This is a genomic window from Streptomyces azureus (assembly GCF_001270025.1).
Taxonomy (GTDB): Bacteria; Actinomycetota; Actinomycetes; order Streptomycetales; family Streptomycetaceae; genus Streptomyces; species Streptomyces azureus.
On sequence record NZ_DF968247.1, the window covers coordinates 1 to 14729 of the forward strand.

12 protein-coding genes are annotated in these 14729 nt (G+C 71.2%); 8 read left to right on the top strand and 4 right to left on the bottom strand.

Annotation, left to right across the window (positions count from 1 at the left end; all coding sequences use genetic code 11):
- Together AOQ53_RS12930 and AOQ53_RS12935 are read left to right on the top strand one after the other, a co-directional pair.
- The coding region (locus tag AOQ53_RS12930; protein ID WP_059417180.1) for an AIM24 family protein at positions 1-713 on the top strand (713 nt) is incomplete at its 5' end.
- A gap of 116 nt (positions 714-829) precedes the next feature.
- Positions 830-1306 (top strand): MarR family winged helix-turn-helix transcriptional regulator, encoded by a 477-nt coding sequence (locus AOQ53_RS12935; RefSeq protein WP_059417181.1) that lies wholly within the window; start codon positions 830-832, stop codon positions 1304-1306.
- A 79-nt stretch (positions 1307-1385) separates the two neighbouring features.
- On the opposite strand, the gene AOQ53_RS12940 is transcribed toward AOQ53_RS12935, so the two are convergent.
- On the bottom strand, positions 1386-2792 hold the full coding sequence (locus tag AOQ53_RS12940) for a sensor histidine kinase (RefSeq protein ID WP_059417182.1): 1407 nt from the start codon (positions 2790-2792) through the stop codon (positions 1386-1388).
- A complete protein-coding gene (locus AOQ53_RS12945) occupies positions 2789-3457 on the bottom strand; it encodes a response regulator transcription factor (protein ID WP_059417183.1) in 669 nt (222 codons plus the stop codon). The genes AOQ53_RS12940 and AOQ53_RS12945 overlap by 4 nt, the downstream gene beginning before the upstream one ends.
- A 116-nt stretch (positions 3458-3573) precedes the next feature.
- On the opposite strand from AOQ53_RS12945, the gene AOQ53_RS12950 reads away from it, so the two are divergent.
- Complete coding sequence (locus AOQ53_RS12950) at positions 3574-4245, top strand: PepSY domain-containing protein (protein WP_059417184.1); 672 nt, start codon at positions 3574-3576, stop codon at positions 4243-4245.
- Positions 4246-4744: 499 nt separating this feature from the next.
- On the opposite strand, the gene meaB is transcribed toward AOQ53_RS12950, so the two are convergent.
- Together meaB and AOQ53_RS12960 are read right to left on the bottom strand one after the other, a co-directional pair.
- Positions 4745-5701, bottom strand: coding sequence for a methylmalonyl Co-A mutase-associated GTPase MeaB (meaB, locus tag AOQ53_RS12955; protein WP_059417185.1), 957 nt, complete (start codon positions 5699-5701; stop codon positions 4745-4747).
- A 41-nt stretch (positions 5702-5742) separates the two neighbouring features.
- Positions 5743-6966, bottom strand: coding sequence for an acetyl-CoA C-acetyltransferase (locus AOQ53_RS12960; protein WP_174523278.1), 1224 nt, complete (start codon positions 6964-6966; stop codon positions 5743-5745).
- 148 nt (positions 6967-7114) lie between these two features.
- Here AOQ53_RS12960 and mce point away from each other — a divergent pair, with 148 nt between their 5' ends.
- The 5 genes from mce to AOQ53_RS12985 all read left to right on the top strand — a co-directional run bounded on the left by mce (position 7115) and on the right by AOQ53_RS12985 (position 14672).
- A complete protein-coding gene (mce, locus tag AOQ53_RS12965) occupies positions 7115-7555 on the top strand; it encodes a methylmalonyl-CoA epimerase (protein WP_059417187.1) in 441 nt (146 codons plus the stop codon).
- A gap of 232 nt (positions 7556-7787) precedes the next feature.
- A complete protein-coding gene (scy, locus tag AOQ53_RS12970) occupies positions 7788-11735 on the top strand; it encodes a polarized growth protein Scy (RefSeq protein ID WP_059417188.1) in 3948 nt (1315 codons plus the stop codon).
- 182 nt (positions 11736-11917) lie between these two features.
- Complete coding sequence (locus AOQ53_RS12975) at positions 11918-12853, top strand: coiled-coil domain-containing protein (RefSeq protein ID WP_059417189.1); 936 nt, start codon at positions 11918-11920, stop codon at positions 12851-12853.
- Positions 12854-12939: 86 nt separating this feature from the next.
- Positions 12940-13899: an ABC transporter ATP-binding protein gene (locus AOQ53_RS12980; protein WP_059417190.1), complete on the top strand. Its 960-nt coding sequence runs from the start codon at positions 12940-12942 to the stop codon at positions 13897-13899.
- 2 nt (positions 13900-13901) lie between these two features.
- Positions 13902-14672, top strand: a complete 771-nt coding sequence (locus tag AOQ53_RS12985) for an ABC transporter permease (RefSeq protein ID WP_059417191.1) — start codon at positions 13902-13904, stop codon at positions 14670-14672.
- Positions 14673-14729: the final 57 nt, after the last annotated feature.

Genomic DNA, 14729 nt, shown 5'->3' on the forward strand with positions numbered 1-14729 from the left:
TCTGTGTGGAGCTCAAGGGGAGCCAGTGGTTCCTCCAGAAGGGGAAGATGATCGCCTACTACGGCTCGATCGACTTCAACGGCGTAGGACACGGCCGGCTGGACCGTCTCGTCCGCACGTCCTTCCATTCGCCACTGCACGCGAGCGACTGGGTCGTGGCGGAGGGCTCGGGCAAGATGCTCCTCGCCGACCGGGCCTTCGACGTGAACTCGTACGACCTCGAGAACGGCAATCTGACCATTCGCTCGGGCAACCTCCTCGCTTTTCAGCCAACTCTGTCGCTGAAGCAATCAATCGTGCCGGGTTTCCTGACCCTCATCGGAACCGGAAAGTTCGTGGCCGCGTCGAACGGCCCCGTGGTGTTCATGGAACCCCCGATCCGGGTCGACCCCCAGGCCCTGGTCGGATGGGCCGACTGCCCCTCGCCCTGCCACCACTACGACCACGGGTACATGACCGGCGTAATGGGTGGTCTACGTGCACTGACGGGCCTCGGCGGGGCCTCCGGGGAGGAGCACCAGTTCGAGTTCGTCGGCGCCGGCACGGTCCTGCTCCAGTCGTCCGAGACCCTCATGACGGAGCAGGCCACGGGGGCCGTTCCGCACCAGGCCGGAGTGCCCGGCGGCGGTGCGCACAGCCCCCAGGCAGGCCAGTCCGGCGTACCGCGTCTTCCCGGACAGCTGGGGGACCTCCAGCGTCGCTTCGGGCTGTGAGCGGTAGTCTGCGGAGTGTGACATCGAACGTCTGCGCACCGATGTTCGGCGGGTGCGCGATGTCACACGAAAACCCTCACTAGTTCACCTTTCAACATTTTAGGTAGACTTCATTCATGGAGACCGAGACGGCCACCCGCTGGCTGACCGATGCGGAGCAGTGCGCTTGGCGCACCCACCTGGAGGTCAACAGGCTGTTGACGTACCAGCTCGAAAAGGACCTGCAGCCGTTCGGCCTGACAATGAACGACTACGAGATCCTGGTGAATCTCTCCGAGTCGGAGGACCAGCGGATGCGGATGAGCGACCTCGCCTCCGCCACCCTCCAGTCCAAGAGCCGCCTCTCGCACCAGATCACGCGCATGGAGAACGCGAACCTGGTCCGGCGGGAGAACTGCGAGTCCGACCGCCGGGGGCTCTACGCGGTCCTCACCGAGCACGGCATGGCGACGATGCAGAAGGTCGCGCCCCACCATGTGGCGTCCGTGCGGAGGCACTTCATCGACCTGCTGTCCCCCGAGGCCCTGACGGAGCTCGACAAGGCCCTCAAGCCCATCGCGGAGCACCTGCGCGGCGAGCGCGGACGCCCGTAACCCTGTCGTCGCGCCGGGGCCGTGCGGCCCCGGCGCGACGACAGGCCACACGTCTGCGGCATGACCCGAACGACAGGTCCTAGGCGAGCGGCAGGCGGAGTTCGAACAGGGCTCCGCCTGCGGACCCCTGACCGGCCGTGAGCGTGCCGCCGTGCCGTACGGCGACGTCCCGGGCGATGGCGAGGCCCAGCCCGGCACCGCCGTCGTCACGGCTGCGGGCGGCGTCCAGCCGTACGAACCGCTCGAAGATCCGCTCGCGGTCGGACTCGGGCACGCCGTCCCCGTCGTCCGCCACCCCGACCACGGCGAGGTCACCCTCCCGTCGCACGCTCACGGTGACGGCCGACCGGGCATGCCGCTGGGCGTTGTCGAGCAGATTGGCCAGCACCCGTCCCAACTGCCCGCGCGATCCGGCCACGTTCACCGGCTCCGCGTCCACCGTCACGCCCGTCCGCCCCTCGGCCTCCTCCCGGGCCAGCCCGGCGAGGTCGACCTTCGCATCGTTGGGCCGCTCCCCCGCGTCCAGCCGGGCGAGCAGCAGCAGGTCGGCGGCGAGCCGCTGGAGCCGTACGGTGTCCTCCACGGCCCCGTCGAGGTCCAGCAGCTCGGGATGCGCGGCGGCCACCTCCAACTGCGTGCGCAGCGAGGCGATCGGGCTCCGCAGCTCGTGGGAGGCGTCGGCGACGAAGCGCCGCTGCCGCTCCACGGAGGTCTCCAGGGCCGCGAGCGTCTCGTTCGTCGTCCGGGCGAGCCGGGCGACCTCGTCGTGCGTCTGCGGCTCCGGGACACGGCGCGCGAGGTCCTGGGAGGCGGTGATCGCGGCCATCTCGCTCCGGATGCCCTCCACCGGCCGCAGCGCCCGCCGGGTGACCAGCCAGGTCACCCCCGCGACGACGCCGAGCAGCAGCGGGAACCCGATCAGCATCACCGTCAGCGCGGTCTGCACGGCCCCGTGCTCGGCGGCCAGCGGGGCACCGGCGTAGACCTTCAGACGCCCCCGGTCGTGCGTCTCGACCTCGACGGCGGCGAACCGGTAGTCCTCCGTTTCGCCGTCGATCGTCGCGGACCCGTTCCGGAAGATGCTCTCCCCGGCTATCTCCCCGGGGTCGAGGTCCTCGTGGTCGTCGGAGTCGTCGTCATCGTCCCCGCCGGGCGCCACCGGCGGCTGCGGCTTCACCCGGTCGGAGTCGGTACCGCTGATCTTCTCCAGATTCTCGCTGGCCGCCACCAGCCGCTTCTTCTCGGCGAGGACCTGGACCGGCCCGTCGTCGCCGTCCAGCCCGGACAGCTTGTCGTACGGCGTCCCGGCGCCGAGCTGTGAGGCGACCGCCCGCGCGGAGCGCTCCGCCCGGGTGCCGGCCTCGCCCATCAGGTTGGACTTCAGAGACAGCAGGACGGCGGCCCCGGCGGCGACGAGCGCCACCGCGACCACGAGCGTGGCTCCCAGCGTGGCCCGCGCCCGGACGGACCCGAACAGCCGCCTCATGGCGACCTCTCCAGCCGGTACCCGGCGCCGCGCACGGTCCGGATCAGCCCTGCCCGCAGCTTCCGCCGCAGGGTACTGACGTACACCTCGACGATGTTGGGATCCCCGTCGTACGCGAAGTCCCACACGTGTTCGAGGATCTCGGACTTGGACACGACCTCCCCGGCCCGCAGCACGAGGTGCTCCAGCACGGAGAACTCCTTGGCGGTCAGGGCGACCTCGTCCTCCCCCAGGAACACCCGCCGGGCCGCGGTGTCCACCTTCAGATCCCCGTGCACATGCACGGGCGAGGTCCCGGCACCCACCCCGCGCCGCCGCAACAGCGCCTTGACCCGGGCGACGAGCACGACGTACGAGAAGGGCTTGGTCAGGTAGTCGTCCGCGCCGGTGTCGAGCCCCTCGGCCTCGTCGTACTCGCCGTCCTTGGCGGTGAGCATCAGGATCGGCACCTCGTGCCCGGCGGCGCGCAGGGCGGCGCAGACCCGGTAGCCGTTGAGCCCGGGCAGCATGATGTCCAGGATCACCAGGTCGTACGAGCCCTCCGATGCCTGGTGCAGGCCCTCCCGTCCGTCGTGGACGACATCCACGGCGTACCCCTCGGCCGTCAGGCCCTTGGCGAGCGACAGGGCCAGCCGCTTCTCGTCCTCCACGATCAACAGGCGCATGGGTAAAGAGTGGCAAAGCCAACCTGAAGATCCCTTCAGGGGTCTTCAGGTTCCTCTCAGCGTCGGTCAGCCAGATTGGAACACGTCGAAAACGAAATGACTCGGGAGGAATCCGCATGAAGCGCAACATCGTGATCGCCGCTGTGACCGCTGCCGCTCTGATCGGAGGCGGTACGGCCACGGCGCTCGCGACCACGGGAGACGACCAGGGCTCGGCGCGGCAGGCGGCGAACACCCGGCTGTCGGACGACGACGGCCGCGACGACCAGGACGGCGCGGACGCGCAGGACGACCGCGACGACGACCACGGCCGCGAGGACGACGCCGCGCGGGCTGCTTCCGCCGACGTGACGGCGTCCGAGGCCATCGCCTCCGCGCTGAAGCACACGCCTGGCACGGCCGTGTCCGCCGAGCTGGACGACGAGGACGACAGCGCCAAGGTGATCTGGAAGGTCGACGTCCTCTCCGGCGACAACAGCTGGCACAGCGTCCGTATCGACCCGTCCAACGGCAAGGTCCTCGGCTCGCACGCCGACGACGAGGACGACACGGCGCAGGTGCGGGCGGCGCTGAAGAGCTCTTCCGTGACGGCTGAGGAGGCCGCGAAGGCTGCCGCCGGCAAGGGCACGGTGACGTCCGTGGATCTGGACGAGGACGGCAAGAACAAGTCCTGGGAGGCCGAGACCCGCAAGTCCGGCGGAACCAAGCAGGACTGGAAGATCGACCTCGGCACGGGCAAGGTCACGGCGGACCGCGACCAGGACGACGACTCCGACGACCAGGACTGATCAGGTCCAGCCGCTTTCCTGCCGCCCCGGTGTCGCTGCTGACGCCGGGGCGTCGAGGTGCTCGGCGTTGTCGCCGGGGCCGGGTGGGTCCGCAGCCCGGCGTCGCGAGGCGCCGCCAGCGGCTGCTGAGGCCGGGGCGCTGCGCAACCCGGCGCTGCGGGGTGCCGCTGCGCCCACCCGTGCCGCCCCAAGCGGCACGACTGCCCGCAGCCAGGGCGGCCCCAGCAGCCCGCAGCGCGGCGGCCTGCGGCAGCTGAGCGGACGCGAACCCGCCTACGGCGAGAAGGGGACGTGTCGAGGGGTGTCCGCCCGCAGCGGTTGGCGCGTCAACGGACAGCCAGTCGGCGTACGACCCCATCGCGCCGTTCCGAGGACGGACACCCCCCGGCGCGGCCCCGACCCACAACCCGCGCGCAGGCGCGACACGATCCCCCACCGAAGCAGCCACAGGCCGCCGCAGGCACCCCCGCCCAACCGCCGGAGGCACCCGCACCGCCGCTCAGCCCTCCGTCAACCCCGCGACCAGTTCGTCAGCCGCACGGTACGGATCCAGCTCCCCCGCCACGATCCGCTCCGCGAGCGCCCCGAGGCGTCGATCCCCGTGCAGGTCCCCGATCCGCTCCCGCAGCGCCGTCACCGCGATCGTCTCGACCTCCCGCGCCGCACGGGCCATGCGCCGCTCCGCGAGCACACCCCGCTCCTCCATCCAGGCCCGATGCTTCTCCAGGGCCTCGACGACCTCGTCCATGCCCTCCCCACGCGCGGCGACCGTCTTCACGATGGGCGGGCGCCAGTCCCCGGGGGCACGGGCCTCCCCCAGCCCGAGCATGTGGTTCAGCTCGCGAGCCGTCGCATCCGCCCCGTCGCGGTCGGCCTTGTTCACGACGTACACGTCACCGATCTCCAGGATCCCGGCCTTGGCCGCCTGGATCCCGTCGCCCATCCCCGGCGCGAGCAGCACGACGGACGTGTCCGCCTGCGAGGCGATCTCCACCTCGGACTGCCCCACACCCACCGTCTCGACGAGGATCACGTCACACCCCGCCGCGTCCAGTACCCGGATGGCCTGCGGCGCGGCCCACGCGAGGCCGCCCAGGTGCCCGCGCGTCGCCATGGACCGGATGTACACACCCGGGTCCGACGCGTGCTCCGACATCCGCACCCGGTCCCCGAGCAGCGCACCCCCGGAGAACGGGGACGACGGGTCGACGGCCAGCACGCCGACCCGCTTGTCCTGCTTGCGGTACGCGGTCACCAGCGCCGACGTCGACGTGGACTTGCCGACCCCCGGCGACCCGGTCAGCCCGACCACGTACGCGTTGCCCGCCAACGGCGCGAGCGCCGCCATGACCTCCCTGAGCTGCGGGGACGCCCCCTCCACCAGGGAGATCAGCCGGGCCACGGCCCGCGGCCGGCCCTCCCTGGCCTGGGCGACCAGCGTGGAGACGTCCTGCATCACAGCTCCGTTCAGACGAGGGAGGTCCAAAAACCGGGTGCTCAGGCCTTCGGTACCCGCACGATCAGCGCGTCACCCTGACCACCGCCACCGCACAGCGCGGCCGCGCCCACGCCACCGCCGCGCCGCTTCAGCTCCAGCGCGAGGTGCAGCACGAGCCGCGCACCGGACATCCCGATCGGGTGACCCAGGGCAATGGCACCGCCGTTGACGTTCACCTTTTCGGAGGACACCCCGAGGTCCTTCATCGACTGCACGGCGACCGCCGCGAACGCCTCGTTGATCTCGATGAGGTCGAGGTCCGAGACCTCCAGTCCCTCCTTCTTGAGCGCGTGCAGGATCGCGTTGGACGGCTGGGACTGGAGCGAGTTGTCCGGCCCGGCCACGTTCCCGTGCGCCCCGATCTCGGCGATCCACTCCAGGCCGAGCTCCTGCGCCTTGGCCTTGCTCATCACCACGACGGCGGCGGCGCCGTCGGAGATCTGCGACGCCGAACCGGCCGTGATCGTGCCGTCCTTGGCGAAGGCGGGACGCAGCTTCCCGAGGGACTCCGCGGTGGTGTCGCCCCGGATTCCCTCGTCCTTGCTGAACAGCACCGGGTCGCCCTTGCGCTGCGGGATCTCCACCGGCGTGATCTCGGCCTCGAACAGGCCGTTCTTCTGCGCGGCGGCGGCCCGCTGGTGCGACAGCGCGGCGATCTCGTCCTGCTCGGCGCGGCCGATGCCGAGGCGCGTGTTGTGCCTCTCCGTCGACTCGCCCATGGCGACACCGTCGAAGGAGTCGGTCAGCCCGTCGTGGGCCATGGCGTCGAGCATCTGGACGGCGCCGTACTTGAAGCCCTCGCGGGACTTCGGCAGCAGGTGCGGGGCGTTGGTCATGGACTCCTGGCCGCCGGCGACGACCACGTCGAACTCACCCGCGCGGATCAGCTGGTCGGCGAGCGCGATGGCGTCGAGGCCCGACAGACACACCTTGTTGATGGTCAGCGCGGGCACATTCATCGGGATACCCGCCTTGACGGCGGCCTGGCGCGCCGGGATCTGCCCCGCCCCGGCCTGGAGCACCTGCCCCATGATCACGTACTGCACCTGGTCGCCACCGATCCCCGCACGGTCGAGGGCGGCCTTGATCGCGAAGCCGCCGAGGTCGGCTCCGGAGAAGGACTTCAGCGAACCGAGCAACCGCCCCATCGGAGTACGGGCGCCCGCGACGATCACAGACGTGGAGCCGTTGGCCCCGGACGTTCCAGACGTTCCAGAAGACATGAGCTGCGATCCCCTTACCGGCTGCACAGCCGAGGAGTGAACGAGGGTTTACTTCGAATGTACTGACCAGTACTCCACCGCGTCATCGGGCTGTCGGTGTGATCGCGCGCACGTTGCGTAACCACCTCCGGAGCGCTGCACTGAATCCATGCTGACGCGAATCGACCACATCGGGATCGCCTGTTTCGACCTCGACAAGACCGTCGAGTTCTACCGTGCCACCTACGGCTTCGAGGTGTTCCACTCCGAGGTCAACGAGGAGCAGGGCGTGCGCGAGGCCATGCTCAAGATCAACGATACGTCCGACGGCGGCGCCTCGTACCTCCAGCTCCTGGAGCCGACCCGCGAGGACTCCACCGTCGCGAAGTGGCTGGCGAAGAACGGGGAGGGCGTCCACCACATCGCTTTCGGCACGGCGGACGTGGACGCCGAGGCCGCGGACATCAAGGACAAGGGCGTACGCGTGCTCTACGAAGAGCCGCGGCGCGGTTCCATGGGGTCACGGATCACCTTCCTGCACCCCAAGGACTGCCATGGCGTACTGACAGAACTGGTCACTTCGGCGGCCGTTGAGTCACCTGAGCACTGACCCTCGTACATAGGGGCCGGTAGGGTTGGGGGCGGTCGCCGCTCAGCCAGGGTGACCGCGGTCCCGCCGTGCGACGGCAGGACCACCGGGGTCCGGGTTTCGGGGGACGAGCGTCGGGGCAGCAGCCTCTGCTCCGCCGATGATCTGACACCATTCCCCGGGGGCCCCGTCCGGCGGATGGACGGAGCTCGTTTGGAGAGAGTTGCGACCAGGGGACGGATGGGACCGCGCAGTGCGGGGCTACGAGAGCCAGGAGCGAGAGCCGGCGGCTGACGTCGACCACCTCTCTCGGTTCGAAGCCGAGATGAAGCGGCTGAAGACCGAGCGGGAAAAGGCGATCCAGCACGCCGAGGACCTCGGCTACCAGGTCGAGGTGCTGCGCGCCAAGCTGCACGAGGCGCGGCGCACCATCATGTCCCGGCCCTCCTTCGACGGCGGCGACATCGGCTGGCAGGCCGAGCAGTTGCTGCGCAACGCGCAGATGCAGGCCGACCAGATCCGCGCGGACGCCGACCGGGAGCTGAGCGAGGCCCGGGCCCAGACCCAGCGGATCCTCCAGGAGCACGCCGAGCAGGCGGCCCGGCTCCAGGCGGAGCTGCACCAGGAGGCGGTGACCCGGCGCCAGCAGCTGGACCAGGAGCTGGCCGAGCGCCGCCAGACGGTCGAGTCGCACGTCAACGAGAACGTGGCGTGGGCGGAGCAGCTGCGGGCCCGCACCGAGCAGCAGGCCCGCCGGCTGCTGGACGAGTCCCGCGCCGAGGCCGAGCAGGCCCTGGCGACCGCCCGCGCCGAGGCCGAGCGGCTGACGACCGAGGCCCGGCAGCGGCTGACGGGCGCAGCCGAGGAGGCCCGGGCCGAGGCCGAGCAGATCCTGCGGCGTGCCCGCACGGACGCCGAGCGGCTGCTCAACGCCGCCTCGACGCAGGCCCAGGAGGCCACCGACCACGCCGAACAGCTGCGGACGTCCACGGCCACGGAGTCGGAGTCCGCGCGCCGCCAGGCCCAGGAGCTGAGCAAGGCCGCCGAGCAGCGGATGGCCGAGGCCGAGGAGGCGCTGCGCAAGGCGCAGGCCGAGTCGGAGAAGCTGGTCGCCGAGGCCAAGGAGGCCGCCGCCAAGGCCCTGGCGAGCGCGGAGTCCGCGAACGAGACGCGCACGCGCACCGCCAAGGAGCAGGTCGCCCGGCTGGTCGAGGAGGCCACAAAGGAGGCCGAGAACACCAAGTCCGAGGCCGAGCAGCTCGTCGCCGACGCCCGCGCCGAGGCGGAGAAGATCGTCGCGGAGGCCTCCGAGAAGGCCCGCACGCTCACCGCCGAGGAGACGGCGACCCAGCTGTCCAAGGCGGCCAAGACCGCCGAGGACGTGCTCAACAAGGCGTCGGAGGACGCCAAGAAGACCACCAAGGCCGCGGCCGAGGAGGCCGAGCGGATCCGCAGGGAGGCCGAGGCCGAGGCGGACCGGCTGCGCGCCGAGGCGCATGACATCGCCGAGCAGCTCAAGGGCGCGGCGAAGGACGACACCAAGGAGTACCGCGCCAAGACGGTCGAGCTCCAGGAGGAGGCCCGCCGCCTGCGCGGCGAGGCCGAGCAGCTCCGGGCCGACGCGGTCGACGAGGGCGAGAAGATCCGCGCCGAGGCCCGCAAGGAGGCCGTGGCGCAGATCGAGGAGGCGGCGAGGTCCGCCGAGGAGCTGCTCGCCAAGGCGAAGGCGGACGCGGACGAGCTGCGTACGACGGCCCAGACGGACAGCGAGAAGGTCCGCACCGAGGCCATCGAGCGGGCGACGACCCTGCGCCGGCAGGCCGAGGAGACCCTTCAGCGCACCCGGCAGGAGGCCGAGCGGCACCGCGAGGAGGTCGTCGAGCAGGCCGAGGCCCTCAAGGCGGACGCCGAGCGTGCGGCGCGGGAGCTGCACGAGGAGACCGACCGGGCCGTAGAGGCCCGCCGCACGGAGGCCGCCCAGGAGCTGACGCGGCTCCAGACGGAGGCGGAGGAGCGGCTCACCGCCGCCGAGCTGGCGCTGTCCGACGCCCGGGAGGAGGCCGCGCGGATCCGCCGCGAGGCCGCCGAGGAGAACGAGCGGCTGCGCGCCGAGGCCGCCGAGCGGATCCGGGCGCTCCAGCAGCAGGCCGAGGCCGAGGCCGAACGGCTGCGCGACGAGGCCGCGTCCGACGCGTCGGACGCGCGTGCCGAGGGCGAGGCCGTCGCCGTACGTCTGCGGTCGGAGGCCGCGAGCGAGGCCGAGCGGCTGAAGTCGGAGGCGCAGGAGAGCGCCGACCGGGTGCGCGCGGAGGCGCAGGCCGCCGCCGAGCGGCTGGCCGTGGAGGCGTCCGAGACGCTGGCCGCCGCCCAGGAGGAGGCCAACCGGCGCCGCCGCGAGGCCGATGAGGTCCTCGGCTCCGCCCGGCAGGAGGCCGACCAGGAGCGCGAGCGGGCCCGCGAGCAGAGCGAGGAGCTGCTGGCTTCCGCGCGCAAGCGCGTGGAGGAGGCGCAGACCGAGGCCGTACGGCTGGTCGAGGAGGCCGACCGGCGTGCCACGGAGATGGTGTCGGCGGCCGAGCAGCACGCGCAGCAGGTCCGGGACTCCGTCGCGGGGCTGCACGAGCAGGCCCAGGACGAGATCGCCGGGCTGCGCAGTGCCGCCGAGCACGTGGCGGACCGTACGCGGCGCGAGGCGCAGGAGGAGGCGGACCGGGTCCGCTCCGACGCCTACGCCGAGCGGGAGCGGGCGAGCGAGGACGCCGGCCGGCTGCGGCGCGAGGCGCACGAGGAGTCCGAGGCCGCCAAGGCGCTCGCCGAGCGGACGATGTCCGAGGCGATCGCGGAGGCGGAGCGGATCCGCGCGGACGTCGCCGAGCACGCCCAGCGGGTGCGCACGGAGGCGTCGGACACCATCGCGGAGGCCGAGCAGAGCGCCTCGCGTACCCGGGCGGACGCCCGCGAGGACGCCAACCGCATCCGCTCGGACGCGGCGACGCAGGCGGACACGCTCATCACCGAGGCGCGCAACGAGGCGGAGCGACTCACGACCGAGACGGTCCAGGAGACGGACCGGCTGCGGATGGAGACGGTCGCCGAGGCGGAGCGGGTCCGTACGGAAGCCATCGCCGAGGCCGAGCGCGTCCGTTCCGAGGCGGTCACGGAGGCCGAGCGGGTGCGGGCCGAGTCGGTCGCCAAGGCCGACCAGCTGGTCGGGGAGGCCACCGCCGAGGCGGAGCGGCTGCGGGCCGAGGCCGCCGAGACGGTCGGCTCGGCGCAGCAGCACGCCGAGCGGGTCCGCAGCGAGGCCCAGCGCGTCAAGGCCGACGCCGAGGCGGAGGCGGAGCGGCTCGTCAACTCCGCGCGCGAGGAGGCCGACCGCACGCTGGACGCGGCCCGCAAGGACGCCAACAAGCGGCGCTCCGAGGCGGCCGAGCAGGTCGACAAGCTCATCACCGAGACCACGGCGGAGGCCGACAAGCTTCTCACCGAGGCGCAGCAGCAGGCGCACAAGACCACCGCGGAGGCCGAGTCGCAGGCCGACACGATGGTGGGCGCGGCCCGCAAGGAGGCCGACCGGCTCGTTTCCGAGGCGACGGTCGAGGGCAACTCGCTGGTGGAGAAGGCCCGTACGGACGCGGACGAGCTGCTGGTCGGCGCGCGCCGGGACGCCACGCAGATCAGGGAGCGTGCCGAGGAGCTGCGCGAGCGCATCACGGCGGAGATCGAGGAGCTGCACGAGCGGGCCCGCCGGGAGTCGGCAGAGACGATGAAGTCGGCGGGCGACCGCTGCGACGCGCTCGTCAAGGCCGCGGAGGAGCAGCTCGCGAAGGCGCAGGCGCAGGCCAAGGAGATCGTCTCGGAGGCCAACTCCGAGGCGGGCAAGGTGCGTATCGCCGCGGTGAAGAAGGCCGAGGGTCTGCTCAAGGAGGCCGAGCAGAAGAAGGCCACGCTGGTCCGGGAGGCCGAGGAGCTCAAGGCCGAGGCGATCCGCGAGGCCAAGCGCACGGTCGAGGAGGGCAAGCGCGAGCTGGAGGTCCTGGTCCGCCGCCGCGAGGACATCAACGCCGAGATCTCCCGTGTCCAGGACGTCCTGGAGGCGCTGGAATCCTTCGAGGCCCCGTCCCCGGCCAAGGACAACGGAGTCAAGGCAGGCGCAACAGTCGGCGCACCCCGTTCGGGTGGCAAGTCCTCGGAAAGCTAGCGAACCGGGGCGAAACGGGTGTGTGCTGGGGCCTTTGACCGAGTCTTTGCAAGCAGTCCTGCGGTCAGCCACCCAAAAGGGGTCTCATTTTGCAGACCAAACGCGCATCCGCTCGATGACACACCGTTTCGGCCCCTAGGATTCCACCTATCACCTCACCGGTCTCATTCGACAGGAACCCCATGAGCGACACTTCCCCCTACGGCTTCGAGCTTGTGCGGCGTGGGTACGACCGCGCTCAGGTGGACGAACGTATCTCCAAGCTCGTCTCCGACCGTGACAGCGCTCTCGCCCGCATCACCGCTCTGGAAAAGCGCATCGAGGAGCTCCACCTCGAGACGCAGAACGCCCAGGCCCAGATCAGCGACGCCGAGCCGTCGTACGCGGGCCTCGGCGCGCGCGTGGAGAAGATCCTCCGCCTCGCCGAGGAAGAGGCGAAGGACCTGCGCGAGGAGGCGCGGCGCGCGGCCGAGCAGCACCGCGAGCTCGCCGAGTCGGCGGCCCAGCAGGTGCGCAACGACGCCGAGTCGTACTCGGCGGAGCGCAAGGCCAAGGCCGAGGACGAGGGCCTGCGGATCGTCGAGAAGGCCAAGAGCGACGCCGCCCAGCTGCGTTCCGAGGCGCAGAAGGACGCGCAGTCCAAGCGCGAGGAGGCGGACGCCCTCTTCGAGGAGACCCGCGCCAAGGCCGCGCAGGCCGCCGCCGACTTCGAGACGAACCTCGCCAAGCGCCGCGAGCAGTCCGAGCGCGACCTGGCGTCCCGTCAGGCCAAGGCCGAGAAGCGCCTGGCCGAGATCGAGCACCGCGCCGAGCAGCTCCGCCTGGAGGCGGAGAAGCTGCGCACGGACGCCGAGCGCCGCGCCCGCCAGACGGTGGAGACTGCCCAGCGTCAGGCCGAGGACATCGTGGCCGACGCCAACGCCAAGGCCGACCGCATCCGTTCGGAATCCGAGCGCGAGCTCGCGGCCCTCACCAACCGCCGCGACAGCATCAACGCCCAGCTGACGAACGTCCGCGAGATGCTCGCGACGCTCACGGGCGCCGCGGTGGCCGCCGCCGGCACGCCGGCCGAGGACGAGCCGATCTCCCGCGGGGTCCCGGCCCAGCAGTCCCGGTAACACCGGGGCATACGGAGTCTGAACCTCCGCAAAGCCCTCTGCCGCTCGGGTGGCAGAGGGCTTTCTCCCGTTCTAGCGTGGCGGGCATGATTGAGCTCGAGGGGCTGACCAAGCGTTACGGCGAGAAGGTGGCGGTCAACAACCTGTCCTTCACCGTCAGACCAGGCATCGTCACCGGCTTTCTCGGGCCCAACGGCGCGGGCAAGTCCACGACCATGCGGATGATCCTGGGTCTCGACCACCCGACCGCCGGCGACGTCCGTATCGACGGCAAGCACTACCAGCAGCTGAAGGACCCGCTGACGTACATCGGCGCCCTGCTGGAGGCCAAGGCCTGGCACGGCGGGCGCAGCGCCTACAACCACCTGCTGTGCCTGGCGCAGAGCAACGGCATTCCGCGCAGCCGGGTGCGGGAGGTGCTGGACACGGTCGGGCTGACGGCGGTCGCGAAGAAGAAGACCAAGGGCTTCTCGATGGGCATGGGGCAGCGGCTCGGCATCGCGGCCGCGCTGCTCGGCGATCCGCGGATCCTGATGTTCGACGAGCCGGTCAACGGCCTCGACCCCGAGGGCATCCACTGGATCCGCACCCTGATGAAGTCCCTGGCGGCGCAGGGCCGGACCGTGTTCGTCTCCTCCCATCTGATGAGCGAGATGGCGCTGACGGCCGACCACCTCGTCGTGATCGGGCAGGGGCGGCTGCTCGCGGACACCTCCATGGCCGACTTCATCGCGCGCAACTCACGGTCGTACGTCCGGGTCCGCAGCCCGCAGCGGGAGCGGCTGCTCGACGTGCTGCACCAGGCCGGGATCGTCGCCGTCGAGAGCGGTGAGGGGGTGCTGGAGGTGGACGGCGGCAAGGCCGAGCACGTCGGCGAGCTGGCGGCGCAGCACGGGATCACGTTGCACGAGCTGAGCCCGCAACAGGCGTCGCTGGAGGAGGCGTTCATGCGGCTGACCGCGGAGTCGGTGGAGTACCACGCGCACAGCGAGACGAGTCCCGAGCCTTCAGGGCAGCAGTGGGGCGACGGCTGGAAGAGGGGCTGAACATGGCGACGACGCAGATCGTACGGTCGGAGTGGACGAAGATCCGGTCGGTGGCGTCCACGGTGTGGACCCTCTCGCTGGTGGTGGTCGTGACGGTCGCCCTCGGCATGCTGATCTCGGCCCTGTCCAAGAACGAGTTCGACTCCATGGGCGCGCAGCAGCGGGCGGAGTTCGACCCGACGTTCATCAGCTTCGCGGGGATGAGCCTCGGGCAGCTCGCGATGATCGTGTTCGGGGTGCTGGTGGTGTCGAACGAGTACAGCACCGGCATGATCCGCAGCTCGCTGGCCGCCGTGCCGCAGCGCGGATCCTTCCTGTTCAGCAAGATCGCGGTCGCCAGTGCGCTCGCCCTCCTGGTCGGGCTCGTCACCAGCTTCGCCGCCTTCTTCCTGGGGCAGGCGATGCTGGGTGAGCACCGGGCGGAGATCGGCGACCCGGGGGTGCTGCGCGCGGTGTTCGGCGGCGGCCTCTACATGGCGCTGATCGCGATGTTCTCCATGGGCGTCGCCGCGATGCTGCGCTCGCCGATGCTGTCGCTGGGCATCCTGATGCCGTTCTTCTTCCTGATCTCCAGCATCCTGGGCAATGTCGACGCGACGAAGAAGGTCGGCCGGTTTCTGCCCGACCAGGCCGGCAGCAAGATCATGCAGGTGGTCACGCCCATCGACGACGACACCCCGTACGGTCCGTGGGGCGGCCTCGGGATCATGGGGTTGTGGGTGCTCGCGGCACTGATCGGCGGGTACGTGCTGCTGAAGAAGCGCGACGCCTAGGAGGGGCCGCCGGGGCGGGTCGCGCTCCACCCTTTACTTTCATTTGGGCGGAACCGT